This is a genomic window from Gordonia sp. DT101 (genome assembly GCF_049844895.1).
Taxonomy (GTDB): domain Bacteria; phylum Actinomycetota; class Actinomycetes; order Mycobacteriales; family Mycobacteriaceae; genus Gordonia.
Map to the genome: position 1 here is coordinate 356,901 of NZ_JBNCLX010000005.1, position 23,292 is coordinate 380,192.

General features: G+C 67.5%; 19 protein-coding genes. 5 read left to right on the forward strand and 14 right to left on the reverse strand.

Translation table 11 applies throughout. The features are described 5' to 3' along the window. Positions 1 to 77: 77 nt before the first annotated feature. The 3 genes from meaB to ACLQ3I_RS19250 are packed head-to-tail and all read right to left on the reverse strand — an operon-like array spanning position 78 to position 5,370. Positions 78 to 1,106 carry a methylmalonyl Co-A mutase-associated GTPase MeaB gene (meaB, locus tag ACLQ3I_RS19240; protein ID WP_425794485.1) on the reverse strand — a complete coding sequence of 343 codons (1,029 nt, stop codon included), beginning with the start codon at positions 1,104 to 1,106 and terminating at the stop codon, positions 78 to 80. Further along, positions 1,106 to 3,454, reverse strand: a complete 2,349-nt coding sequence (scpA, locus tag ACLQ3I_RS19245) for a methylmalonyl-CoA mutase (RefSeq protein WP_425804013.1) — start codon at positions 3,452 to 3,454, stop codon at positions 1,106 to 1,108. The genes meaB and scpA overlap by 1 nt, the downstream gene beginning before the upstream one ends. Continuing rightward, positions 3,451 to 5,370 (reverse strand): methylmalonyl-CoA mutase family protein, encoded by a 1,920-nt coding sequence (locus ACLQ3I_RS19250; RefSeq protein WP_425794488.1) that lies wholly within the window; start codon positions 5,368 to 5,370, stop codon positions 3,451 to 3,453. Before ACLQ3I_RS19250 ends, scpA begins: the two co-directional genes overlap by 4 nt. 175 nt (positions 5,371 to 5,545) lie before the next feature. On the opposite strand from ACLQ3I_RS19250, the gene ACLQ3I_RS19255 reads away from it, so the two are divergent. The 3 genes from ACLQ3I_RS19255 to ACLQ3I_RS19265 all read left to right on the forward strand — a co-directional run bounded on the left by ACLQ3I_RS19255 (position 5,546) and on the right by ACLQ3I_RS19265 (position 7,555). Then, the gene (locus ACLQ3I_RS19255; protein ID WP_425794536.1) at positions 5,546 to 6,268 is read left to right on the forward strand and encodes a TVP38/TMEM64 family protein; all 723 of its coding nucleotides are present in this window, start codon (positions 5,546 to 5,548) and stop codon (positions 6,266 to 6,268) included. A gap of 100 nt (positions 6,269 to 6,368) precedes the next feature. Beyond that, positions 6,369 to 6,974 (forward strand): hypothetical protein, encoded by a 606-nt coding sequence (locus tag ACLQ3I_RS19260; protein WP_425794489.1) that lies wholly within the window; start codon positions 6,369 to 6,371, stop codon positions 6,972 to 6,974. Continuing rightward, on the forward strand, positions 6,971 to 7,555 hold the full coding sequence (locus tag ACLQ3I_RS19265) for a hypothetical protein (RefSeq protein WP_425794490.1): 585 nt from the start codon (positions 6,971 to 6,973) through the stop codon (positions 7,553 to 7,555). The genes ACLQ3I_RS19260 and ACLQ3I_RS19265 overlap by 4 nt, the downstream gene beginning before the upstream one ends. A gap of 49 nt (positions 7,556 to 7,604) precedes the next feature. On the opposite strand, the gene ACLQ3I_RS19270 is transcribed toward ACLQ3I_RS19265, so the two are convergent. The 3 genes from ACLQ3I_RS19270 to ACLQ3I_RS19280 all read right to left on the reverse strand — a co-directional run bounded on the left by ACLQ3I_RS19270 (position 7,605) and on the right by ACLQ3I_RS19280 (position 10,130). Then, entirely contained in the window at positions 7,605 to 8,801 is a 1,197-nt protein-coding gene (locus ACLQ3I_RS19270) for an SPFH domain-containing protein (protein WP_425794492.1), read from the reverse strand. A 7-nt stretch (positions 8,802 to 8,808) separates the two neighbouring features. After that, positions 8,809 to 9,237: an NfeD family protein gene (locus ACLQ3I_RS19275; protein WP_425794494.1), complete on the reverse strand. Its 429-nt coding sequence runs from the start codon at positions 9,235 to 9,237 to the stop codon at positions 8,809 to 8,811. A gap of 62 nt (positions 9,238 to 9,299) precedes the next feature. Then, the gene (locus ACLQ3I_RS19280; protein WP_425804015.1) at positions 9,300 to 10,130 is read right to left on the reverse strand and encodes a DUF3097 domain-containing protein; all 831 of its coding nucleotides are present in this window, start codon (positions 10,128 to 10,130) and stop codon (positions 9,300 to 9,302) included. Between the two features lie 90 nt (positions 10,131 to 10,220). On the opposite strand from ACLQ3I_RS19280, the gene ACLQ3I_RS19285 reads away from it, so the two are divergent. Beyond that, complete coding sequence (locus tag ACLQ3I_RS19285) at positions 10,221 to 11,033, forward strand: hypothetical protein (RefSeq protein ID WP_425804017.1); 813 nt, start codon at positions 10,221 to 10,223, stop codon at positions 11,031 to 11,033. 141 nt (positions 11,034 to 11,174) lie between these two features. Here ACLQ3I_RS19285 and ACLQ3I_RS19290 read toward each other — a convergent pair whose 3' ends face one another. The 8 genes from ACLQ3I_RS19290 to ACLQ3I_RS19325 form a co-directional block, all read right to left on the reverse strand. Next, positions 11,175 to 12,281 (reverse strand): ferrochelatase, encoded by a 1,107-nt coding sequence (locus ACLQ3I_RS19290; protein ID WP_425804019.1) that lies wholly within the window; start codon positions 12,279 to 12,281, stop codon positions 11,175 to 11,177. After that, complete coding sequence (gene inhA, locus ACLQ3I_RS19295) at positions 12,281 to 13,114, reverse strand: NADH-dependent enoyl-ACP reductase InhA (RefSeq protein ID WP_425794500.1); 834 nt, start codon at positions 13,112 to 13,114, stop codon at positions 12,281 to 12,283. Before inhA ends, ACLQ3I_RS19290 begins: the two co-directional genes overlap by 1 nt. Positions 13,115 to 13,154: 40 nt before the next feature. Next, positions 13,155 to 13,886 (reverse strand): 3-oxoacyl-ACP reductase FabG1, encoded by a 732-nt coding sequence (gene fabG1 / locus ACLQ3I_RS19300; RefSeq protein ID WP_425794502.1) that lies wholly within the window; start codon positions 13,884 to 13,886, stop codon positions 13,155 to 13,157. A 50-nt stretch (positions 13,887 to 13,936) separates the two neighbouring features. Beyond that, on the reverse strand, positions 13,937 to 14,911 hold the full coding sequence (locus tag ACLQ3I_RS19305) for a VWA domain-containing protein (RefSeq protein ID WP_425804021.1): 975 nt from the start codon (positions 14,909 to 14,911) through the stop codon (positions 13,937 to 13,939). A gap of 7 nt (positions 14,912 to 14,918) precedes the next feature. Continuing rightward, positions 14,919 to 15,857: a DUF58 domain-containing protein gene (locus tag ACLQ3I_RS19310; RefSeq protein ID WP_425804023.1), complete on the reverse strand. Its 939-nt coding sequence runs from the start codon at positions 15,855 to 15,857 to the stop codon at positions 14,919 to 14,921. Next, positions 15,844 to 17,016 carry an AAA family ATPase gene (locus ACLQ3I_RS19315; RefSeq protein ID WP_425804025.1) on the reverse strand — a complete coding sequence of 391 codons (1,173 nt, stop codon included), beginning with the start codon at positions 17,014 to 17,016 and terminating at the stop codon, positions 15,844 to 15,846. Before ACLQ3I_RS19315 ends, ACLQ3I_RS19310 begins: the two co-directional genes overlap by 14 nt. Positions 17,017 to 17,133: 117 nt before the next feature. Further along, the gene (locus tag ACLQ3I_RS19320) at positions 17,134 to 18,690 is read right to left on the reverse strand and encodes an NlpC/P60 family protein (RefSeq protein ID WP_425794507.1); all 1,557 of its coding nucleotides are present in this window, start codon (positions 18,688 to 18,690) and stop codon (positions 17,134 to 17,136) included. 374 nt (positions 18,691 to 19,064) lie between these two features. Continuing rightward, entirely contained in the window at positions 19,065 to 19,826 is a 762-nt protein-coding gene (locus tag ACLQ3I_RS19325; protein WP_425804027.1) for a DUF6676 family protein, read from the reverse strand. Between the two features lie 476 nt (positions 19,827 to 20,302). On the opposite strand from ACLQ3I_RS19325, the gene ACLQ3I_RS19330 reads away from it, so the two are divergent. Beyond that, complete coding sequence (locus ACLQ3I_RS19330) at positions 20,303 to 23,116, forward strand: aconitate hydratase (protein WP_425804029.1); 2,814 nt, start codon at positions 20,303 to 20,305, stop codon at positions 23,114 to 23,116. Positions 23,117 to 23,292: the final 176 nt, after the last annotated feature.

Sequence of the window (23,292 nt, forward strand, 5' to 3'; positions counted from 1 at the left end):
GTCGGCTCTCGTCTTCGATATCGTCGCCGACGCGAATCCGCGCGGAACTCGGCTGAATCCGGACCGGACGCCTGGGCTCAGGACGTCCTGCGGCCGTCGAACGCCTCGACGATCCGCTGCGCGGCGAGTGCCGGCGTCAGATCGCCCGACCGAACCTGCTGTTCGACATCGGCGCGGATGCTCTTGACTTCCGGACTCTCACCGAGCCGGGAGAGGACGGTGTCGCGCACCATCGCCCACGTCCAGTCGATCTGCTGCTGATTGCGCCGGGCCGCGAACTGGCCGGCGTCGGTGAGCGTGTGCTTGTGGCGGAGCACCGCGTCCCAGTACTCGGCGACGCCGGTGTTCTCGATCGCACTCATCGTCTGCACCGGCGGCATCCACACGGCGTCGTGTGGATAGATCAGCCGCAGCGCGTTCTTGAGTTCGCGCGCCGCTCCCTTGGCCTCGGTGAGGTGCTTCCCGTCGGCCTTGTTGACCACCACCACATCGGCGAGTTCCAGAACGCCCTTCTTGATGCCCTGCAACGAATCCCCGGTACGGGCGAGGGTCAGGAACGTGAAGGTGTCGACCATGTTCGCGACCGTCACCTCGGACTGGCCGACGCCGACCGTCTCCACGAGGACCACGTCGAATCCGGCGGCCTCGAGCAGCACGATGCTCTCGCGGGTTGCCTTGGCCACCCCGCCGAGGGTCCCCGAGGTCGGCGACGGACGGATGTAGGCATCCTTCGACATCGAGAGTCGCCCCATCCGGGTCTTGTCGCCCAGGATGGAGCCGCCGGTTCGCGTCGACGACGGATCCACCGCGAGCACGGCGACCTTGTGGCCCTGCTCGATCAGGTACATCCCGAGTGCCTCGATGGTGGTCGACTTCCCCACCCCGGGCACGCCGGTGATCCCGACCCGGAACGAGTTCCCCGCGTGCGGGGTCAGCCGCAGCAGCAACTCCTGTGCGGCCGCGCGATGATCCGGCCGCGCCGATTCCACGAGTGTGATGGCCCGGGCGAGGTCGGACCGCCGATCGGCCCGAACGGCCGCGGCGAGGGCGTCCACGTCGATCGGACGCCGCGACGCCGTGGCCGCGCCGGCATCGTGATCGCCCATCACTCGCCGGCGACGCCGGTCAGCTGGTGGCCGAGGCCGACGGCCAACTTGCTCACCAATTCCACTGCGGAGTCGGCGATCACGGTTCCGGGCGGGAAGATCGCTGCGGCGCCCGCCTCATGCAGCTCGGCGAAGTCGTCCGGAGGGATGACGCCGCCGACCACGATCATGATGTCGGGACGGCCGACATCTTCGAGCGCCTGTCGCAGCGCGGGCACCAACGTCAGGTGACCCGCAGCCAGCGAGGACACGCCGACGACGTGTACGTCGTTGTCCGCGGCCTGCGCGGCGACCTCCTCCGGCGTGGCGAACAAGGGGCCCACGTCGACGTCGAATCCCAGATCGGCAAAGGCGGTCGCGATCACCTTTTGTCCCCGGTCGTGACCGTCCTGCCCCATCTTCGCCACGAGTACGCGCGGGCGACGGCCCTCGGCCTCACCGAACTGCCGGACGATCTCGATCGCCGCGTCGACGTTGCTCACCTCGCCCGCCTCATGTCGGTACACCCCGCTGATGGTCTTGATCTCTGCCTGGTGGCGACCATAGACCTTTTCCATTGCGTCGGAGATCTCGCCGACGGTGGCCTGGTGGCGAGCCGCCTCGATGGCCAGCGCCATCAGATTGTTCTCGAGGCCACCCTGGTCCGAGGCGGCTGCGCGGGTCAGGTCGGCGAGTGCGGCCTGCACGGCCGACTCGTCGCGCTCGGCGCGCAATCGCTTCAGCTTCTCCAGCTGCTCGGTGCGCACCTTGGAGTTCTCGACCTTGAGGACCTCGATCTCCTCGTCGACGTCGACCTGGTATTTGTTCACACCCACGAGAGGCTGCTGGCCGGAGTCGATCCGGGCCTGCGTGCGAGCCGCGGCCTCCTCGATGCGCAGCTTCGGCAGTCCCTCGTTGATCGCCTGCGTCATGCCGCCGGCCTCTTCGACCTCGGCGATGTGCGCCCGGGCCTTCTCCGCGAGCTGATGCGTCAGCCATTCGACGTAATTCGAGCCGGCCCACGGATCGATCGGGCGCGTGGTGCCCGACTCCTGCTGAAGGAGCAGCTGCGTGTTGCGGGCGATGCGGGCCGAGAAGTCCGTCGGCAGCGCGATCGCCTCGTCGAGGGCGTTGGTGTGCAGCGACTGCGTGTGTCCTTGTGTGGCCGCCATCGCCTCGACACAGGTGCGTGCAACGTTGTTGAAGACGTCCTGGGCGGTCAGGGACCATCCGGAGGTTTGCGAATGTGTGCGCAGTGACAACGATTTGGCATTCGTCGGCTCGAACTGTGCGACGAGCTCGCTCCACAGCAGCCGCGCGGCGCGCAGCTTGGCGACCTCCATGAAGAAGTTCATGCCGATGCCCCAGAAGAACGAGAGGCGGGGCGCGAACTTGTCGATGTCGAGACCCGCGTCCAGCCCGGCCCGGATGTACTCGACACCGTCGGCCAGCGTGTACGCCAATTCCAGGTCGGCGGTCGCCCCGGCCTCCTGGATGTGATAGCCGGAGATCGAGATCGAGTTGAACTTCGGCATCTTCTGACTGGTGTACTCGAAGATGTTGGAGATGATCCGCATCGACGGCTTCGGCGGATAGATGTAGGTGTTGCGGACCATGAACTCTTTGAGGATGTCGTTCTGGATGGTCCCGGCGAGCTTCTCCGGCGGCACCCCCTGCTCCTCCGCCGCCACCACGTACAGCGCCAGAATCGGCAGCACCGCACCGTTCATGGTCATCGACACCGAGACCGACCCGAGGTCGATGCCGTCGAAGAGTTGCCGCATGTCGAGGATCGAGTCGATGGCGACACCGGCCATCCCGACGTCGCCTGCCACCCGCGGGTGATCGGAGTCATAGCCGCGGTGGGTGGCGAGGTCGAAGGCCACCGACAGGCCCTTCTGTCCGGCCGCGAGGTTACGGCGGTAGAAGGCGTTCGATTCGGCGGCGGTCGAGAACCCCGCGTACTGCCGGATGGTCCACGGCTGGTTGACGTACATCGTCGGGTAGGGCCCGCGGATGAACGGCGCCTCGCCGGGAATGGAATCCAGCGGATACGGGTGGTCACCCTCGGTGGCGATGGCGTCGCGGTCCGCGCGGGTGTAGATCGGCCGGACACCGATCTGTTCCGGTGTGCTCCACGTGATCTCGTCGGCGGTCTGCCCCTGGGCCTTCGCCAGCCGGTCGATGGCGGCGTCGGCCGTCGGGGATTCGGCCGTCGGGGATTCAGCCGTCGGGGATTCAGCCGTCGGGGTTTCAGCAGGGCCGGATCCGACGGCGGCTCCTGTGACCAGTTCGACGTCGGCGAAACTGGGGATCTCCCCGAAGGTGTCCGCAGGCGAACTGGTCGGGCTCGGTTCGGTCTGGGTCATGATGTCGCTCCCGCCGGTTCTTGGGTCAGCTGGTCGAGAAGATCGCGGAGGACCGCCACCGCGTCGATACCGACCCGCAGCGACCCGTCCGGCCGATCGTCTCCGTCGGGCCATTCCTTCTCGGGCCCGGCCAGGAGTACCGTGCGCAGACCGGCGGCGCGCGCAGCCTGCAGCGCCGCGGCGCCGTCGTCGGCATACCGCTGCTTGGTCCCGCAGATCACTGCGATCGATGCGTCCGCATCCGCCACCGCCACCGCGATACCGTCGGTGGTCAGGGGGCCTGGGTTCACCACCGAGATCCCCCCTGCGGCAAGAAGGTTCGCGGTGAACGTGGTCCGGCCGTTGTGCTCCGCCACGGATCCGAGCGGTAGCAGCAGAACGGTGGGGCGCCGGCCGGTGTCGGCGAGGACGGCGTCGGATCGATCGCGCAGTTCCTCGAAGGAGCGCCCGACCCGCGCGAGTCGCGGTGCCCCGAGCGGTACGTCGGTCGCATCGGCGATCCCCGAGCCCAGGGGCTTCTCGTCGAGATTCGGGAATTCGTTGACACCGGTCACGGAGGTCCGGCGATGGGCCACCGAATCGTCACGATTCGCCAGCGAGGCGCCCACCCGGTCGGCGATCCAGCCGGAGTCGAGGGCGGCGCGGTACCCGCCCGCCGATTCGATCTGACCGAAGACGGTCCAGGCATTCGACGCGAGGTCGTCGGTGAGTGACTCGACGAACCAGGAGCCGCCGGCCGGATCGAGCACGCGGCCGATGTTGGATTCCTCGAGCAGCAGCAGCTGCGTGTTGCGCGCGATGCGACGGGAGAACGACGCACTCGAGGTGCGGTTGTCGAGTGGGATCGCGGCGTCGAATCCGAGGGCCGTGACCTGGTCGGCACCACCGACGCCCGCCCCGAACGAGGCGATCGTGGTGCGCAGCATGTTGACCCAGGGGTCACGCTGACTCTGCATCGCCAGATCGGTGACGCCGTGGGTGATCGCGGCCCCGGCCTCCGGCGCGCCGACCACCTCGGCCACCCGGGCCCAGACCTTGCGCAGCGCACGGAACTTGGCGATGGTCGCGAACTGATCGTCTCCGGCGGACACCGCAAAGGTGATCTGGCGCAGCGCATCCGCCGACGACAGACCGGCCTGGGTGAGGTCACGCAGGTGTGTGACGGCGGCCGCGATCTGCAGCGCGAGCTCAAGTCCGTTGTCGGCCCCGGCGGTGGCGAAATCAGTGCCGTCGACGCGGAATGTCCGAACACCGGCGGGCACATCAGCGGCCAGCGAGGTCGCCTCCGCGGCATCCACTGTCGCGCGACCCGAGAAGGCCGCGGTCAACGGGGACAGACCGAGGGAGGTGATGGTCGAGGCCGTCGGCGCGATGGACTCGGGTGCCGCTGCGGCTGTCGCACAGACCGTCAGGAGTGCGCGCGCGGCGGCGATGCCCTCGGCTCCCGCGTCGAGGGTCACCGGGATCAGATCGAGATAGATGCCGTCGAGGACGGCGGTCAGGTCGTCGGCCGAGATGCCGGCGCCGACGTGCAACCACAGGCCGCTCGTGCCCTTGGACAGGGCATCGAGTGCGGACTGATTGACGTCGGCGGCCGGTGTCGAGTCGTCACCGAATCGCTCGGTCACCCGCCAGCCCATGATGACGTCGCGATCGGGATCGGCACCCCGAACATACGGGAATCCGCCGGGCAGGCCGGATTCCGCGTTCTCATCCCTGCGTGTGTACAGCGGACGGATACGGAGTCCGTCGAGAGTGGTGGTGGACAAGAGCTCTTCGGCCGAGGCAGGCAATTCCTCGACAGTGGACCGCCGGGACTTCGCCAAGACGGCGGCAGCGGCTTCCGACCAGGCCCGATAGGCCTCGTCGAGCGATCGGTCGGACCGATCGGATTTCGACGCAGTGGTCTGCGGCATGGGGCGTGACACCTCCGTGTTGCTCGGGTCGAGCGCGTACCCGACTTTAGCCGAACGCTCGCTCGGCTCTCACATCGAGGGCCGATCGTGACACATCGCACGGGTCGCGCCCGCGTAGTATTGCGCGGTGCCCACCGAGTCCTCGACGGTCCCCGACGAAACGTCGGGATCCCGGATCACCGAACCCGGGGCGACGAGCACGTTCCGTCCCGTTCGGCGCGGTGTCGATGCCCGTGTGATCCGCCGGGCGCTGCTGTTGACCACGGTCGTCGCCGTAGTCCTGATGGGCTCCTATCTGATCCCGATGCCATCGGTGGCGAGCGTGCGGACCTGGGGTGAGAATCTGGGTCCGGCGTTCGCCTGGGCCTTCTTCGCCGCGTACGCAGTGGTGACGCTCGCACCGTTCCCACGGTCGACATTCACCGTGATGTCCGGGATCTTCTTCGGTCCGGTCGTCGGGTTCACGGGGGCGATGATCGCTTCGACGGTGGCCGCGATCGTCGCCTTCTGGTTCGTACGCACGATCGGACGCGAACGTGTGCGGCCGTACCTGAAGAAGCCGGTGGTCCGCGCCGTGGAGTACCGGCTGAGCCGGCGGGGCTGGCTCGCGGTCGGCTCGCTGCGTCTCATCGCGGCCTGTCCGTTCTCGGTGGCGAACTACTGCTCGGCGCTCTCCTCGGTACGGTTCGCCCCGTACCTCGTGGCTACCGTGATCGGCATGGCGCCCGGGACTGCGGCGGTGGTCTTTCTCGGCGACGCCATGACCGGGCAGCGCGATCCACTCCTGCTACTGCTCAGCGCATGCTTTTTCGCCGTCGGCATCATCGGCCTCGTCCTCGACGCCCGTCTGCCGGTCAGCAGCTCCCGAGAAATGATCGAGACAAGCAAGTACCCTTGATCTCACCCGATCAAGGGTTCAGCCCTGACATCTTTCGTAAAGCCAGAGGACTTGATCTCTACCTATCAAGCAATTAGACTTGATGGTCGGAGGTGTTTCGATGTTTGTACTCACAGTCGATCAACGAGACAGTCGACGCGACATCGATCGAGTGGACGGCCTCCTCGACGTCATGTCGGACGCGGATCTCATCCGACCCTTCGAGCGGACCGCCGGGGACGAGGTGCAGGCCGTCGCCGACGACGCCGCGGTCGTCGCGCGGCTCGCGGTGGTCTTGGCCGCCGATGGTCACTGGAGCGTCGGGATCGGGGTGGGACCGGTGGCACTGCCACTCCCCTCCTCCACACGTGCAGGTCGAGGGCCCGCGTTCGAATATGCGCGGGAAGCCGTGGACTCCGCCAAGGCCCAGCGGATCCCCCTCTCCATCCGGGGTACGGATGACACCTGGACCCGTCATGCCCAGACTGCCGGGCGCCTGCTGGCCGACGTCGTCTCCGCACGCAGCAAAGCCGGCGCCGAAGCCGTCCAGGTGATGCACACCGGCGTGACCCAGGCCGACGGGGCGGCCCGCCTCGGCATCACGCCGCAAGCAATGTCCCAGCGTCTGCGAAGTGCCCGCTGGGACATCGAAGAGGACGCCCATCTCTTACTGACCGAACTCCTCAGGAGGGCAGACATGACCGACAGCTCGGGCGGGACCGCGTGACCGCCGCCGCCATCGCCGTGTTCGTCGCGGCCGCGCTGATCCCGATCCTCCCCGCAGTTCTCCGGAGCCGAGACATCGGCGGCGTCACCAGTCGGCCTCGAGCGGCGATGCTGCTCGACGGCGTCACCGCCGGCACGATGATCGCGCTCGCGGGAACCACCGCGATCATCGCGACGACGACCGGCCCGGCGCGGGGGGCGGGACTGGTGATCGCCACCTGCGCCGCGATGGCCGTCGCGGTCGGCGGCGGTGGCTTCATGGTGCGCATCGTCCTGTGGACCGGTGGGGTGAGCCCACATCGCAAGTCCGGTGAGAACACCGACTCCCCACCCGACGGCGCGCCCGAGTCCGGACCGCTGCGAGGCGGCCGGGTCATCGGCTACCTGGAACGAGCAACCGTCGCCGCCACACTCCTCGCCGGATGGCCCGAAGGACTCGCCGTGATCCTCGCCGTCAAGAGCCTTGCCCGCTTTCCCGAACTCCGCGCCCCGCACGCCAGCGAGCAGTTCATCATGGGAACGTTCGCCTCGGTCCTGTGGGCGGCGTCGATGTCCGGGGTCTGCTACCTCGTCGTCCACTGACACGTCCGCCGCACATCGGATCGGGCTCTCTACTACGCCGGACCCTCTACTACTCAGAAGGACCTGGCCGCGTCTCCTCCGCGGCGTCTCCCCCCGGCGCATCCGTCGGCACCTCATACGACAGTTCGCGGGCGACCCGCGACGTCACCTCCGGGGAGACCGGTTTCCGGGCGACCGCCTCGGCCTCGGCGACCGCCTGTGCCACCTTGGGATCCGAGGCCAGCGAGAACCAATCCTCGGTCTCGGACTCGTCGACGGCGCTCGGCTCGTCGTCGCTCGGCGGTTCGTAACGGAACACCCCGTCGTCGCCCTGCACGCCGAAGGACTTCGCGAAACCCTGGAGTGCCGAACCGAAATCGGACGGGATGACCCACACCTTGCTCCCCTCGCCCTTGGCCATCTCCGGGAGCTGTTGGAGATACTGATAAGCCAGCAGTTCCGGGGTCGGTTTACTCGCCTTGATCGCCGCGAATGTCTTCTCGATCGCCTTGGCCTCACCCTGGGCGTTCAGGTATGCCGCGGCGCGGTCACCTTGGGCCCGCATTATCCGTGACTGCCGCTCGCCCTCGGCCCCCAGGATCGCGGCTTGCTTGGCACCCTCGGCCGCCAGGATCTGACTCTGCTTGTTGCCCTCCGCGGTCTTGATCGACGACTCGCGTTGGCCTTCCGCGGCGAGGATGGTCGCCCGCTTCTCGCGGTCGGCCTTCATCTGCTTCTCCATCGATTCCTGGATCGATGGCGGCGGCATGATGCTCTTCAGCTCGACCCGCGCAACCCGCAGGCCCCAGCGTCCGGTGGCCTCGTCGAGAACTCCGCGCAGCTGACCGTTGATGGAATCTCGCGACGTCAACGTCTCCTCGAGAGTCATCCCACCGACGACGTTCCGCAGAGTCGTGATGGTCAGCTGTTCGACGCCGACGATGTAGTCGTTGATCTCATAGACCGCCGACCGCGGATTGGTCACCTGAAAGTAGACGACGGTGTCGATGGACAACGTGAGATTGTCCTTGGTGATCACCGGTTGCGGTGGGAACGACACCACCCGCTCGCGGATGTCGACGCGGGCACGGATCCGGTCGACGAACGGCAGCAACAGGGTCAGCTGGCCAGACACCGTGCGGGTGTAGCGGCCGAGCCTCTCGATGACGGCGGCCTCCGCCTGCGGGATGATGGCCACGGATTTCACCAGCACCACCACGACCAGCAGGACCACCAGGACCAGCACGATCAATCCGGCATACTCCATGATTACGTCATCCCTTCCACACGACCGCGGTGGCACCATCGATCTGCACCACGGTCACCTCGATGCCCGGTTCGATCACCTCGCCCGGATTGAGTGAACGCGCAGACCACACGTCCCCGCCGATCTTTACGCGGCCGTCGTGCTCGTCCACGCGCGCGGTGACCAGCGCGTGTCGGCCTTCGAGAGCCTCCGTGTTGGTCAGGACCGGCGGCCGACTGAGCATGTGTCGGCGCGCGACCGGTCGAGCAACTGCCAGCAAGAGCACGGACACCACCGAGAACGTGACCGCATCGACCCACAGCGGGGGATCGAACACGAGGTCCACGCCCGCCGCGGCCAGCGCCCCACCTCCGAGCATGAGCAGCACCAGGTCGCCGACGAACATCTCGGCGATCACCAGGAGAATCGCGGCAACCAACCACAGCAGTGCGGTCATGACTCCAGTGTGCCAGAGATCACGAAACGGGCCGTCGACCGAAACGGCAGGGCGCCAAGGTCTCAGGCGTCGTCGGCGGCCGCCGTGACGAAATCGATCAGTTCTTCCACGGACCTGAGGAGATCCACCTCGAGGTCGCGGAAGTCACGTGCCCCGGCCAGGACCCGCCGCCAGCCGTCCTGAGGTGTACCCCAACGCAACTCGCGACATACGCCGGTCTTCCAATCGGTTCCGCGGGGAATCTGCGGCCACGCCTTGATCCCGACCGACGCGGGTTTCACCGCCTCCCACACATCGATGTACGGATGTCCGCAGACCAGGACGTGCTCCCCCACCGATCCGGTCAGTCGCATCTCCTTGGACCCGGCGACCAGGTGGTCGACGAGGACGCCGGCCCGCCGATGCGCAGCGGGCCCGAACGCGTCGAGCGTCGCGGCCAGGTTGTCCAGCCCGTCGAGACTCTCCACCACCACGCCCTCGGCCCGCAGGTCGGCGCCCCAGACACGTTCGACGAGGGTCGCGTCGTGCACCCCCTCGACGAAGATCCGGCTCGCCCGCGCGGTCCGGGCACGCGCCGCGGGTACGACACGGGATCCGGACGCGGTAGTGGTGCGGGCCTGGGGGCCGCGGGTCCGCGGTCGAACCAGGGTCACCGGTTTCCCGTCGATCAGGAACGCCGCCGGGTGCATGAGGAAAACGCGAGTCGCACCGCGCCGGTCCTCCAGCCGGACCAGGTCGCCCGAGTAACTCTTCTCCAACCCGACGACCGCGCCACAGAAACCGGTGGCCGCATCCTCGACGACGAGGTCCCGCTCGGCGGCCACCTCGGGAGCACGCGGTGTGGTTTTCCGCGGACTCGCCAACACATCACGTCCATAACGGTCATCGGTCACGGAGAGCCACCGTAGGACGTCGACCGCGCCAACCATGCGAGCCACGCCGGGTTTCCCGGTATCCGGCCACTCGCCTATCGTGGAAAACCTATGACCAGCATCGACCTCTACGTCTCCGGCCCACCCGCGTGGCCGGGCTGTGCGCTGGGCGCATGGGCCGCAGCCTGGCTCGGCGGCCGTTGTGCCCCGGATGATGTGATCGACACCATGTCCGAGTTCGCCGGCCGACACCTCGTCGTCGACCCCGATGCGATCGTGGACGTCGCAGGCGACCGGGACGCACGCCTGGGCCTGCTGACAGTCCTCCGCCGGGCCCGGCAGATCGAGGTCCGGCTACCGACATCAGGTGCCCCGCAGGGTCTTCCACCGGACCCCGCCACCACCGCGGCTCTCGAGGCGGGCGAGATCCTGCTGATCCACGGCGATGTCGCGCCGTCATCGACCATCGGGCTGATCCCCACGCTTGACGGGGACACCTGTCGCTGGACGGTCCATCGCTTTGGCGGTGAGGTGGCAATCTCCCCGCCCGAGTCGCTCGGGCAGGTCGAATATGATATGCGCGAGGCGATCCGGGAGACAGCGACGATCATCGGCGGTCTCGGGAGCGGGGGTTCCCGGTCCGGCGGTTCCGAGTTGCGGACCACACTGGCCGCCCTCACCGGCCGACATCAGGTGATCCTGCCACCGCATGACGACATCCGGGCCACGCGTGTGATCGACTCCGCCGCCCAGGTCGAGGCGATCATCACCTTGGCGGGCGCGCACGCCCCCACATTCGGCGTGACCGCGCGCCACGTCGAGACCGGGGACGCCCGCCTCCGACGCCTGGCGGGCCTCACGCGAGCGGCCCGGGCGGCGGCCGTCAACCGGGTCATCGTCGAGCACCTGCCGGCCGATCGCTGACGCCGCAACCCTACGCACAGATCCCGGTCTTCCCCGTGAGCTCGGCCACCGTCGGCGCCCGCCGGAAGTACCTGCCGGACGCACCCGACACAGCAGCGGAATCTGCGCCACCGCCACTGTGGCACCGCACTGTGGCAGCGATCAGTCGGAAACCGGACGCGGACGGGCGACCGGGACGCAGCAGTCCGGACGGCAGATCCGTCCGTTGTCGCCGCAGCCCATCGCGGTCGGATCGCCGTGGCCGTCGACATACCGCTCGACGAGATCGGCGATCATCTCGACGAACCGACGATCGGTTCCGACAGTGTCGGCCCGGACGTAGTCGAGGCCGAGTCGCCCGGCCACCTCGGCGGCCTCATTGTCGAGGTCCCAGATCACCTCGAGATGATCGGAGATGAACCCGACCGGGACCACGACCACCTGCCGAACACCCTGTTCGGCAATGGTTTCCAGGTGATCGCAGACGTCGGGTTCGAGCCACGGAACCTGCGGCGGGCCCGATCTCGACTGCCAGACCTGGTCGAAGTCCCGACAACCGACGGCGTCGGCCACCGCCGACGATGCCGCGTACACCTGAGCCGAATACCGGCCACCGCCCTCGGCGGCCGGGCCGGCGGCGCGGTCCGCCGACACCGGGACCGAATGCGCGGTGAACACCAGACGCGGCTCCACGTCGCCGGGTGGCAACTGTGCCCGTGCCCGGCGGACCGCGTCGGCACCCGCGGCGACCACCGCCGGTTCGTCCCAGTACTGCGGCAGTTTCCGCAACACGACCGGATCCTGTGCACTGGCCGGCTCCGACGCGGCCAGCGCGTCGATGGCCCGGGCGATGTCCTCGTGATACTGACGACAGCCCGAATAGCCGGCCCAGGCCGAGGTCGGGAACACGAGTATCCGCCGGTGCCCCTCGCGGTACATCCGCGCGAGGGTGTCCTCGACCAGCGGATGCCAGTTGCGATTGCCGAAGTAGACCGGCAGTTCGACACCGCGGCCGGTGAGCGCAGACCGCAGCGCACCGATCATCTCGGTGTTCAGCCGATTGATCGGTGAGACGCCGCCGAAGTGGAGATAATGTTCCGCCACCACCTCGAGGCGCTCACGAGGAATGCCCCGGCCACGAGTGACGTTCTCCAGGAACGGGATCACGTCGTCGGGCCCGTCCGGTCCACCGAAGCTCAGGAACAGGACCGCGTCGAAGCGCGTCGGGGCGAGCGCACCGGTGGGCGATGATTGCGCGGACGCGTCCACTAGCCGGCGAAGTTCTCCGGGAACCAGGTGTTGTGGCTCGCACCCCCGTCGACATACACGATCGAACCGGTGGTGCCGGGCAACCAGTCGGAGAGCAAGGCGCACACCGACTTCGCGACCACGGTCGGGTCGTCGACATCCCATCCGATCGGTGAGGCGCCGTCCCAGTAGGTGTTGAGCATGGTCAGTTGCTTGGCGTCATCGGTGGCGGTGCCGGCGATCGCCTTGGCGGCGAGTGTCTTGATCGGGCCCGCCGCGACGAGATTCGACCGAATCCTCTTGGCGGTGCCGACCTCGCGGGCCACGTAGCGGTTGACCGATTCGAGCGCGGCCTTGGCGACGCCCATCCAGTTGTAGTACGGCAACGCGGTGCGCGGATCGAAGTCCATGCCCACGATCGAACCGCCCTCGTTCATGGCGGGCAGCACGGCACGGGCCAGCGAGGCGTAGCTCCACGCGGAGATCTCGAAGGCCTTGGCCGCGTCGGGGCCCGGACCTTCGAGGAACGGCACGGCCTCCGGACCCATCAGGGTGCGGGGGGCGAAAGCGATCGAATGCATCACGCCGTCGATGCCTTCGGGCGCCAGTTCTCTGACCTTGTCCGCCAAGGCATTCAGGTCGTCCTCGCTGGTGATGTCGAGCCCGATCGCCGGTGGCACCTCCTGTGGGAGACGCTTGGCGATCCGGTCGATCAGCCTCAGCCGCTCCGGGATACCGGTGATGATCACCTTGGCGCCCTGCTCCTGTGCCATCGCCGCCGCGTGAAATGCGATCGAGGCATCGGTGATGATGCCGGTGATGAGGATGGTCTTGCCGTCGAGAATTCCTGTCACGGTTTGCTCCTGAGGTGTCTGGTGATCCGAGGTGAGAAGGTCAGTTGCCCATGCCCATGCCGCCGTCGACCGGGATCACCGCTCCGGTGATGTAGTTGCCCTGGTCGGAGGCGAGGAAGCTGATGGCGGCGGCGACGTCCTCCGGCTGTCCGACCCGGCCGAGCGGGATCGCCTGCTTGGCCATGTCCACGTAGCGATCCTCCATCGCAGCGGTCATGTCGGTATCGATGAAACCCGGCGCCACGACATTGGCGGTGATGTTGCGCGAGCCGACCTCGCGGGCGATCGACCGTGCCATACCGATCAGGCCCGCCTTGGACGCCGCGTAATTGACCTGGCCGGGAATGCCCGACATCGCGACGACCGAGCCGAGAAAAATCATGCGTCCCCACTTGGCGCGCTGCATCCCCTTGGTGGCCCGCTTCGCGCAGCGGAAGGCGCCGGTGAGGTTCGCGTCGATGACCTTCTCGAAGGATTCCTCACTCAGTCGCATCAGCAGCATGTTCTCGGTGATACCGGCGTTGGCCACCAGCACCTCGACCGGGCCCTGGTGCTCGGCGACTTCGTCGAACGCGCGCTCCACCGATTCGTTGTCCGTGACGTCGCACTGCACGCCGAACAGACCGTCGGGTGCACCCGAACCGCGGTGGGTCACCGCCACCTTGTGGCCGTCTGCCGCCAGGCGGCGGGCGACCGCAAGACCGATCCCGCGGTTTCCGCCGGTCACCAGGACCGATCGGGAGGCCTGCTGAGCTTCGTTGCTGTCTGCCATGGTGGCCAACCTATCCGTTCGTCACTGTTCTCATGTCACTGCGGTCGCTGTCAGGGCAGTCGCCGGTTGATGGCCAGCGCCGCAAATGCCGAGAGCAACGCCAACAACGTACCGGCGATCAGCCACGGACGAGAATTGTCGCCCCGGCGTTTCTCGTAGCCGATCTGCTGTTGGAGGGTCTCGTACACCTTGTTGAGCTCATCCAAACTCGACGCCGTGAAGAACTGCCCGCCACTGAGATTGGCGATCTTACGCAACGACTCGTCGTCGACCGGCACCGGCACCTGGTCGCCCTCGAGGTCGACGGTTCCGCTCATCGTGCCGAAGGAGATGCTCGACACCGGGATCTGCTCCTCCTTGGCCTTGCGGGCCGCCGTGAACGCGCCGCGCGGATCGTCCGGGTCGTCGGGCACCGTCTCCTTGCCGTCGGACAGCAGCACGACCCTGGCCGGAGGCGCCGCCTCATCCCCGCCGAGCACCGCGTTGAGGGTCTTGATCTGCTGGATGGCCGCGAAGATCCCCTCGCCGGTAGCGGTCTTGTCGTCGAGTCGGAGCTTGTCGACGGCTTCCTTGGTCGCATTATGGTCGGGCGTCGGTGACACCAGGGTCGACGCGGTGCCCGCGTAGGAGATCAGGCCCAGGTTGATTCCGTCGGTCAGCTCGTCCGCGAACTTCCGCGCCGCGTCCTGGGCGGCCTTGATACGCGACGGCGAGACATCGGTCGCATTCATGGATCGGGACACGTCCATCACGAGGATGACCGTGGCCTTGTTGCGTGGCACCCGACGATCCGCCTGGGGGGCGGCGACCCCGACGACCAGCAGGGTCAGCGCCACGAGCAGCAGTGCGATCGGCACGTGCCGCCAGCGGTTGCGCTGTGGGGGCGCAACCCGGTTGAGCAGGTCGAGGTTCGCGAATGTCAGCGCCCGCTTGCGACGCAGCCTCTGCACGTAGACATATGCGACGCCGAGTCCGGCCACGACCAGGAGAAGCAGGAGCCACCATGGGCTCGCCAGGAACGACACGCCGGCGTCACCCGACCCCGGCGGCGAGGCCGCGACGACGCTGGGCGACGAACTTGACGGTGTCGGTGATCCAGTCTCGATCGGTGGACAGACTCAGCACAGGTCCTCCGCAGCTACGGATGGTGCGATGCACCTTCTGCTGGTGGGCGCGCGCCGCGGCCGCGAAATCCCGGCGGACCGCAGGGGTGATCGTGATGTCGCGGATCTCGCCGGATTCGGCATCCGCGAGGGTCACCTCACCGATGTCGGGCAGTTCGAGATCGCGCGGATCGAGCACCTCCACCGCCAGCAACTCGTGGTGCGCGCCGATCGCGCGCAGTGAGCGTTCCCAGTCGATCGGACCGAGGAAATCGCTGATCACCACGGCGAGGCCGCGGCGCCGCTGAGGGCGGCGCAACGCCTCCATCCCGGCGTGCAGGTCACCCCGCACCCCGGTCGACGCACGCGTGGTGGTCGCGATGGCCTTCAGCAGGTTCTGGGCATGCGCCCGACCGCTGCGGGCGGGCACCCGCACGAGCTGATCGCCGGTCACGACGATGGCTCCGTGGCGATTGCCGCCGCCGGAGGTGAGGTGTACGAGGGCGGCCGCGGCCGCCACCGCCAGATCACGTTTCGTGCAGTTGACGGTGCCGAAGTCGAGACTGGCCGACACGTCGACGACGAGCCACGTCTCGAGCTCGCGGTCGGCGATCATCTGCCGGACGTGGGGCTGGGTGGTGCGCGCGGTCACCGACCATTCCATCCGCCGGATGTCATCGCCGGGCTGATACGCCCGGGCCTCTCCCGGTTCGGATCCCGGGCCCGGGATCAGGCCCAGGTGCTCCCCCTGCAGCACGCCGTCGAGCTTGCGGCGCACGGTCAGCTCCAGAGTCCGTAACGCGGCGGTGAGCTGCGGTTCGGACAGGAGACCGGCGCCGAGCGACGGCAGCTCGTTATTGGCCGGCATACCGTGGCGGCGCCTGATTCACCGCAGCACCATTCGTCTGGCCCGGATGCTGTTGCGGTGCTTGTTGATTGGCAGTCTGCTGGCCCGCCCCCGGCGGCGGACCCGAGTATGCGGCTGGTGCCACGGGTTGCGCGCCGACCTGCGGCAGCCCGACCGTCTGCAGCACCCGGGTGATCACCTGGTCGGCGTCCACCTCGTCGGCGAGCGCGTCGTAGCTGAGCACCAGGCGGTGCCGAAGGACATCGGGGATGATCTCTACGACGTCCTGCGGGATCACGTAGTCGCGACCCCGCACCAGAGCGAGAGCCCGCGCGGCGGCGACGATCCCGAGGGTCGCGCGCGGCGATGCACCGTAGGACAGCCAGGCGGCGACGTCGGTCATCCCGAGCTCGCCCGGACGACGGGTGGCATTGATGACCCGCACGACGTAGTCGACGAGTGCATGGTGGACGAAGACGTCGGCGGCGCTCCGCTGCAGGCGGATCATCGTCTCCGGGTCGAGGATCTGTGATGCGGTCGGTGGGACGTTGCCCATCCGATAGACGATCTCGCGCTCTTCTTCGACGGTCGGATAGTCGACGAGCACCTTGAACAGGAAGCGGTCGCGCTGGGCCTCGGGCAGCGGGTAGACGCCCTCGTTCTCGATCGGGTTCTGGGTTGCCATCACCAGGAACGGATCGGGCATCGGGTAGGTGGTGCCGCCGATCGAGACGTGCCGCTCGGCCATCACCTCGAGCAGGGCCGACTGCACCTTGGCGGGAGCACGGTTGATCTCGTCGGCGAGCAGGAAGTTCGCCACCACCGGGCCGAGTTCGGTATCGAACTCCTCGCGGCCCTGACGGTAGATGCGGGTACCGATGAGGTCGGTCGGGACCAGGTCCGGGGTGAACTGAACGCGGGAGAACGAGCCGCCGACGACGTTGGCGAAGGTCTCCACCGCGAGGGTCTTGGCCACACCCGGCACACCCTCGAGCAAGATGTGGCCACGGGCCAGAAGGCCGACCAGGATGCGCTCGACGAGCTCGTCCTGTCCGACGATGACCCGTTTCACCTCGTAGATCGCTCGTTCCAGCAGCTTGACGTCAGCGTCGGAAAGCGAGACCGATCCGTCGCGGCCGGCTCCGCCCGCGGGTTCGGCAGGGGGATGCGAAGAGGTCAACCGGTGCTCCTTGTCCATCTACGTGTTGAGCAGCATTATGGGGCGGCCTGTCGTGTCGCTGCCAGCGTAGTCGCGTTGTCTGAACGGACGCCAAGAAGGGTCGCCGGGAGCGAACACTCAGAGCAGGCGCACGACGTTGGGCATGGCCCCGCTGGTGCGCAGCGGCGACACCTTGACCACGGACCCGGACTCCGGGGCCTCCAACATCTTGTTGTCCCCGAGGTAGAGCGCCACGTGCTGGCTCGCGTTCGGACCGAAGAAGATCATGTCGCCGCGCTTCATCTGCGACAACGGGAACTGCGGGCCGGAGGTGTACTGGTAGCCGGTGTAGTGCGGCAGATCGACCCCGACACCCGCGAAGGCGTAGATCATCAGTCCCGAGCAGTCGAAACCGGTCTTGTTGTAGTCGCCGTAGCTGTCCGCGACGCCACCGTCGCGGATGCCGCGCGTCGGTCCGTTCGCGTCGCCACCGCCCCACGCATACGGCACGTTGAGCTGCGACAGTCCACGATTGACGACGATCTCGACGGCCTGCGGTCCGCGCAGGCCCGGACGGACCATGCCGCCGCCCGACGAACTGCCGAACAAACTGCCGAGGCTGCCGGAGCCCAGCGCCGAACTCAACGAGTCTGCCCCGCTGCCGGTCATGTCGGAACCGCCGACGCCGAGTTCGTCGAGCAACTGCGAATGCGGAACCTGCTGCTTGCCGACCACCCCCGCGAGAACCTTCTGTCCGACGTCGAGGGCGAGTTTCGCCGCGGCCTCGGCCGCGACCGCGAGTGCCTGGTTGTCGCCGCCGCCGGCCGCCGGAGCGCCGGAAGTGCCAGGCGCACTGGGAGTGCTCGGCGAGTCCGGGAAGAGGTTCTGCAGGAGTTCGTCGGCTGACGGTCCCTCGACCTCGCGCTTGGGTGCGACCCCGCGGATCTTGTCCAGGGAAGCCTGCACCTTGTCGCGCTTCTGGATCAGCGTGCCCCGCCGTTGCTGTTCGGAAGCCGCCGCCGACCGCGCCTGCGAGAAGGCGGCCAGGGCGTCGTCCTTGCGCGTCTGGGCGCTCTTGGTGGCAAAGGCCGCCTGCCGCTTGGTGGCCTCCACCGCGGCGACGCGGTTGGCCTGCTGGTTCCGGGCGACCTGAAGGCGTTCGATCGTGTCGCGCTGCTGCTTGCCCAGACGGTCGAGGACGGTCACGCGGTCGAGCACCGACTGCGGGTTGTCCGAGGAGACGTAGTTCGACATCGAGTTCTGCGAGCTGCCCTGTCGGTAGACATCCCGGGCGAAGCGGTCGAAGTCCTTCTGCGCTTGTGCGACTCGACGACCCGCCTGGGTGAGGGAGCGCTTCGACGACGTGGCGGCGACGGTGGCGAGATGCTGGGCGGCAACCGAGTTCTGATAGTCGACGAGCGCGCGGTTGACGTTCTCCTGCCGCACCGCGATCGCGTTGTCGAGGTCGGCGATGTTCTGGTTGGCCTTGGCGATCTGATTGATCAGTGCCGATACACCTGATTTTCCTGATTTGCCGTGTTCGGGGGCCGCCTGCGCCGTTCCGGCTCCGATCCCGCCGAGGACGACGATGACCACGAGCACACAGAGGCGTGCGAGCGGCGACAGACCGCCGATTCGCTGCGCTCCGGGCGCCGGTGGTCCCCCACGCGCCACACCGGTATTCCCTCGCCTCACCAGATCTCCCTTGCCGTTTGCGGCATGCCCCGCCACATCCGCACCGTTGCGACGTCGGTGCCCGTCCGATCCCGACCCTTCCTCGACTGCACCATGCACCACATGTGCTGTTCTGCATCACTTGGACACCACACGTGACAACAGAACCGTACGTCACATCGGACACATCGGAAAACAGGCGTAACGAATTACATTGGCGTGATTACCTGGGAAAATGCCGTGAACTGGCCAAAGACCCGAGCCGTGTCGAGGTATCGAATTCGCAACGAAAAGGCAGCGCGTGCATGCCACGCCGAAAACGGTTCGAAACGCGGTGTAGCAGAGGCCCCGACGGCCCCGCTCCGGGCCGTGAGAGGCCGGGAGGATTCGCGACGCTAGGGCAGGTCGCGGGAGAGATCTGTGGTGCCCGGCCCCGCCACGGATGGCTCGCCGTCCGGATCCGAGTCGGACGGATCCGAGTCCGACGGATCCGAGTCCGACGGATCCGCGACGGCTCCGTCAGCGCGAACCTCGTCAGCGCGGTCCTCGTCAGCGCGAACCTCGTCGGTTCGGGCCTCGTCGGTTCGGGCCTCCTCGGAACGGCCACCACCAGAGGGCGCAGCCGATCCCTCCGCCGCGGCACCACGTGTCCGGCGCGTCCGCAGGCGTGCGATCACCGCGCCGATGATGATGATCACGATGAGGACCAGGCTGATCGCCGTCCAGTTCAGGGACGGACCGTTCATCTGGTCCCACATCTGGCGGGCGGCGACCGGCGGATTGGTCAGGGTGAGGTTGTCGGTCGCCTCTTCCTGCTGCACGCGGCTGAAGTACGGCGAGGAACTGCCGACCGAGTTGGGCCCGAGAACGATCACGGTCCCGCCCACCTCGGATTGCAGTTCGGTCGCGATGTCGCGGTAGTAGGTGAACTTCATCGCGTCCGGCAAGACGACGAAGCTGACGTCGTAGCCCTCGGAGTCCGCGTGCGCGACGACCTCTCGGAGGCCCGCGACCTGATCCGCGGGCGCCGAGACATGGTCGTCCTCGATGTCGGCGAGGATCGCGTTCATGTCGAGGTCGCTGGGGATGATCTGCGGTGCGGTTCCTCCGGCGGCCGGCAGGGCCACCACATTCTCAGTCGTCGCACCCGGACTCATCTGGCCATCCTCACATCCATCCGCACCGGTACCCGGTAACCGTCACGAGCCGTGTCACAGCGTCTGCGACCAGGTTTCGCGAGCATTAAATTCGCACGGACAGTCGCTGCTCGCCAAACCTCCTGCTGCACGGTACGACAGAATGGCAGGGGCCGGATACTCGCGGTCCGGATCCGGCGCCCGTTCGGCGCGCCGGTGGCGCGTCGGCTTGTTAACAGTACGGACGTACTGTTAGGGTTGATGACGTCGTCGCCGCCCCGCAGATCGGCCCCGCAGATCGATCCCGGACACGCGACAGCGATCGCAACGGACACACTTGTTGCACCCCGCATCGACGCAGCCCGTCGGTGCCACGGTCAGAGTCGACGAGCCGGCCACGCTTGCCGACGACCCCCAGCGGTTCGCCCGGTTGGACGAGCGGACCGGAGAAAGCACGCCGGCGCAGCCCGCCGGCACTTGAGGAGAGTGGATTAGACGTGAGTATCGATTCCTTTGGCGCCAAGGGCACCCTCGAGGTGGGCGACAACTCGTATGAGATCTACCGGCTGAGTGCCGTGGAGGGCGCCGAGAAACTTCCCTATGCGCTCAAGGTGCTCGCCGAGAACCTGCTGCGCACCGAGGACGGCGCCAACATCACCAAAGACCACATCGAGGCGATCGCGAACTGGGATCCGAGCGCCGATCCGAGCATCGAGATCCAGTTCACCCCGGCCCGTGTGATCATGCAGGACTTCACCGGCGTGCCGTGCATCGTCGACCTGACCACCATGCGTGATGCGGTGAAGGAGCTCGGCGGCGACCCGGACAAGGTCAATCCCCTCGCTCCCGCGGAGATGGTCATCGACCACTCCGTGATCATCGAGGCCTTCGGCAACGCGCAGGCATTCGAGCGGAACGTCGAGATCGAATACCAGCGCAACGAAGAGCGTTACAAGTTCCTCCGCTGGGGTCAGGGCGCGTTCGACGACTTCCGCGTCGTCCCCCCGGGCACCGGCATCGTCCACCAGGTCAACATCGAGCACCTCGCACGTTCGATCATGGTGCGCGACGGCGCGGCCTACCCCGACACGTGCATCGGCACCGACTCGCACACCACGATGGAGAACGGCCTCGGCGTGCTCGGCTGGGGCGTCGGTGGCATCGAGGCCGAGGCCGCGATGCTCGGTCAGCCCGTCTCGATGCTCATCCCCCGCGTGGTCGGCTTCAAGCTGACCGGCGCCACCAAGCCCGGCGTGACCGCCACCGACGTGGTCCTGACCATCACCGAGATGCTGCGCAAGCACGGTGTCGTCGGCAAGTTCGTCGAGTTCTACGGCAAGGGTGTCGCCGAGGTCCCGCTGGCCAACCGCGCCACCATCGGCAACATGAGCCCCGAGTTCGGCTCGACCTGCGCGATGTTCCCGATCGACGAGGAAACCGTCAAATACCTGAAGCTGACCGGCCGCAGCGAGGAGACCCTCGCCCTGGTCGAGGCCTATGCCAAGGAACAGGGCATGTGGCACGACGGCGACAAGGAACCCGTCTACTCGGAGTACCTCGAGCTCGATCTCGCCGACGTGGTGCCGTCGATCGCCGGCCCCAAGCGCCCACAGGACCGGATCGAGCTGTGGGACGCGAAGAACGCCTTCCGCAAGGACATCCACAACTACGTCGAGGAGGGCAACAGCCCGGCCCACAACGGTGTCGACGAGGCGAACGAGGAGAGCTTTCCGGCCTCCGACGCACCGTCCGTCAGCCCCGGCGCCGCCACCCTGTCCTTCGCCGACGACGAACCGGCCCACAATGCGGCAAAGGGCGCCGAGGGCCGTCCGTCCAAGCCGATCAAGGTCGAGTCGGCCGAGCGCGGCACGATGATCCTCGACCACGGCATCGTGACCATCGCGTCGATCACCAGCTGCACCAACACGTCGAATCCGTCGGTGATGCTCGGCGCAGGCCTGCTGGCCAAGAAGGCCGTCGAGAAGGGCCTGACCGCCAAGCCGTGGGTGAAGACCTCGATGGCCCCGGGCTCGCAGGTCGTCACCGGCTACTACGAGAAGGCCGGCCTGTGGCCCTATCTCGAGAAGCTCGGCTTCTTCCTCGTCGGCTACGGGTGCACCACCTGCATCGGCAACTCGGGTCCGCTGCCCGAGGAGATCAGCAAGGCGATAAACGACCACGATCTGACCGCCACCGCGGTGTTGTCGGGTAACCGCAACTTCGAGGGTCGGATCAACCCCGACGTGAAGATGAACTACCTCGCGTCGCCGCCGCTCGTGATCGCCTACGCCCTCGCCGGAACGATGGACTTCGACTTCGAGGCCGATCCGCTCGGTCAGGACACCGACGGCAACGACGTGTTCCTCAAGGACATCTGGCCGTCGGGCGAGGAGATCGCGACGACGATCGATGAGTCGATCTCGTCCGAGCAGTACGCCTCCGACTACGCCGACGTCTTCAAGGGCGACGAGCGTTGGCGGGGTCTGCCCACTCCCGCGGGCAAGACCTTCGAGTGGGACGACAAGTCGACCTATGTCCGCAAGCCTCCGTACTTCGATGGCATGCAGCTCGAGCCGTCACCGGTCTCCGACATCAAGGGCGCACGGGTCCTCGCAAAGCTCGGCGACTCGGTCACGACCGACCACATCTCACCGGCCTCGACGATCAAGCCCGGTACGCCGGCGGCGCAGTACCTCGATGCGAATGGCGTTGCGCGCAAGGACTACAACTCGTTGGGCGCCCGTCGTGGCAACCACGAGGTGATGATCCGGTCGACCTTCGGCAACATCCGCCTGCAGAATCAGCTGCTCGACGGCGTGTCCGGCGGATACACCCGCGACTTCACGCAGGACGGTGCCCCGCAGTCGTTCATCTACGACGCCGCGCAGAACTACGCCGCGCAGGACACCCCGCTCGTCGTGCTCGGCGGCAAGGAGTACGGCACCGGGTCGTCGCGCGACTGGGCCGCCAAGGGCACCAGCCTGCTGGGTGTGAAGGCCGTCATCACCGAGAGTTTCGAACGCATCCACCGCTCGAACCTGATCGGCATGGGCGTCATCCCGCTGCAGTTCCCGGATGGCGAGTCACACAAGTCGCTCGGGCTGGACGGCACCGAGACCTTCGACATCGCCGGCATCGAGGAACTCAACTCCGGTGCGACGCCGCAGACCGTGCATGTCACTGCCACCAAGGAGGACGGCTCGGCGATCGAGTTCGACGCCAAGGTGCGGATCGACACGCCCGGCGAGGCCGATTACTACCGCAACGGAGGAATCCTGCAGTTCGTGCTGCGCAACATGATCAAGAGCTGACGGCGTTGATCAGGAATTCAGGGAGCACGAGAAGTGCCCAAGGTCAGTGATGACCGGCTCGCCGCGGGGGGGGGGGGGGGGGGGGGGGGGGGGGGGGGGGCGGGGGGGGGGGGGGGGGGGGGGGGGGGGGGGGGGGGGGGGGGGGGGGGGGGGGGGGGGGGGGGGGGGGGGGGGGG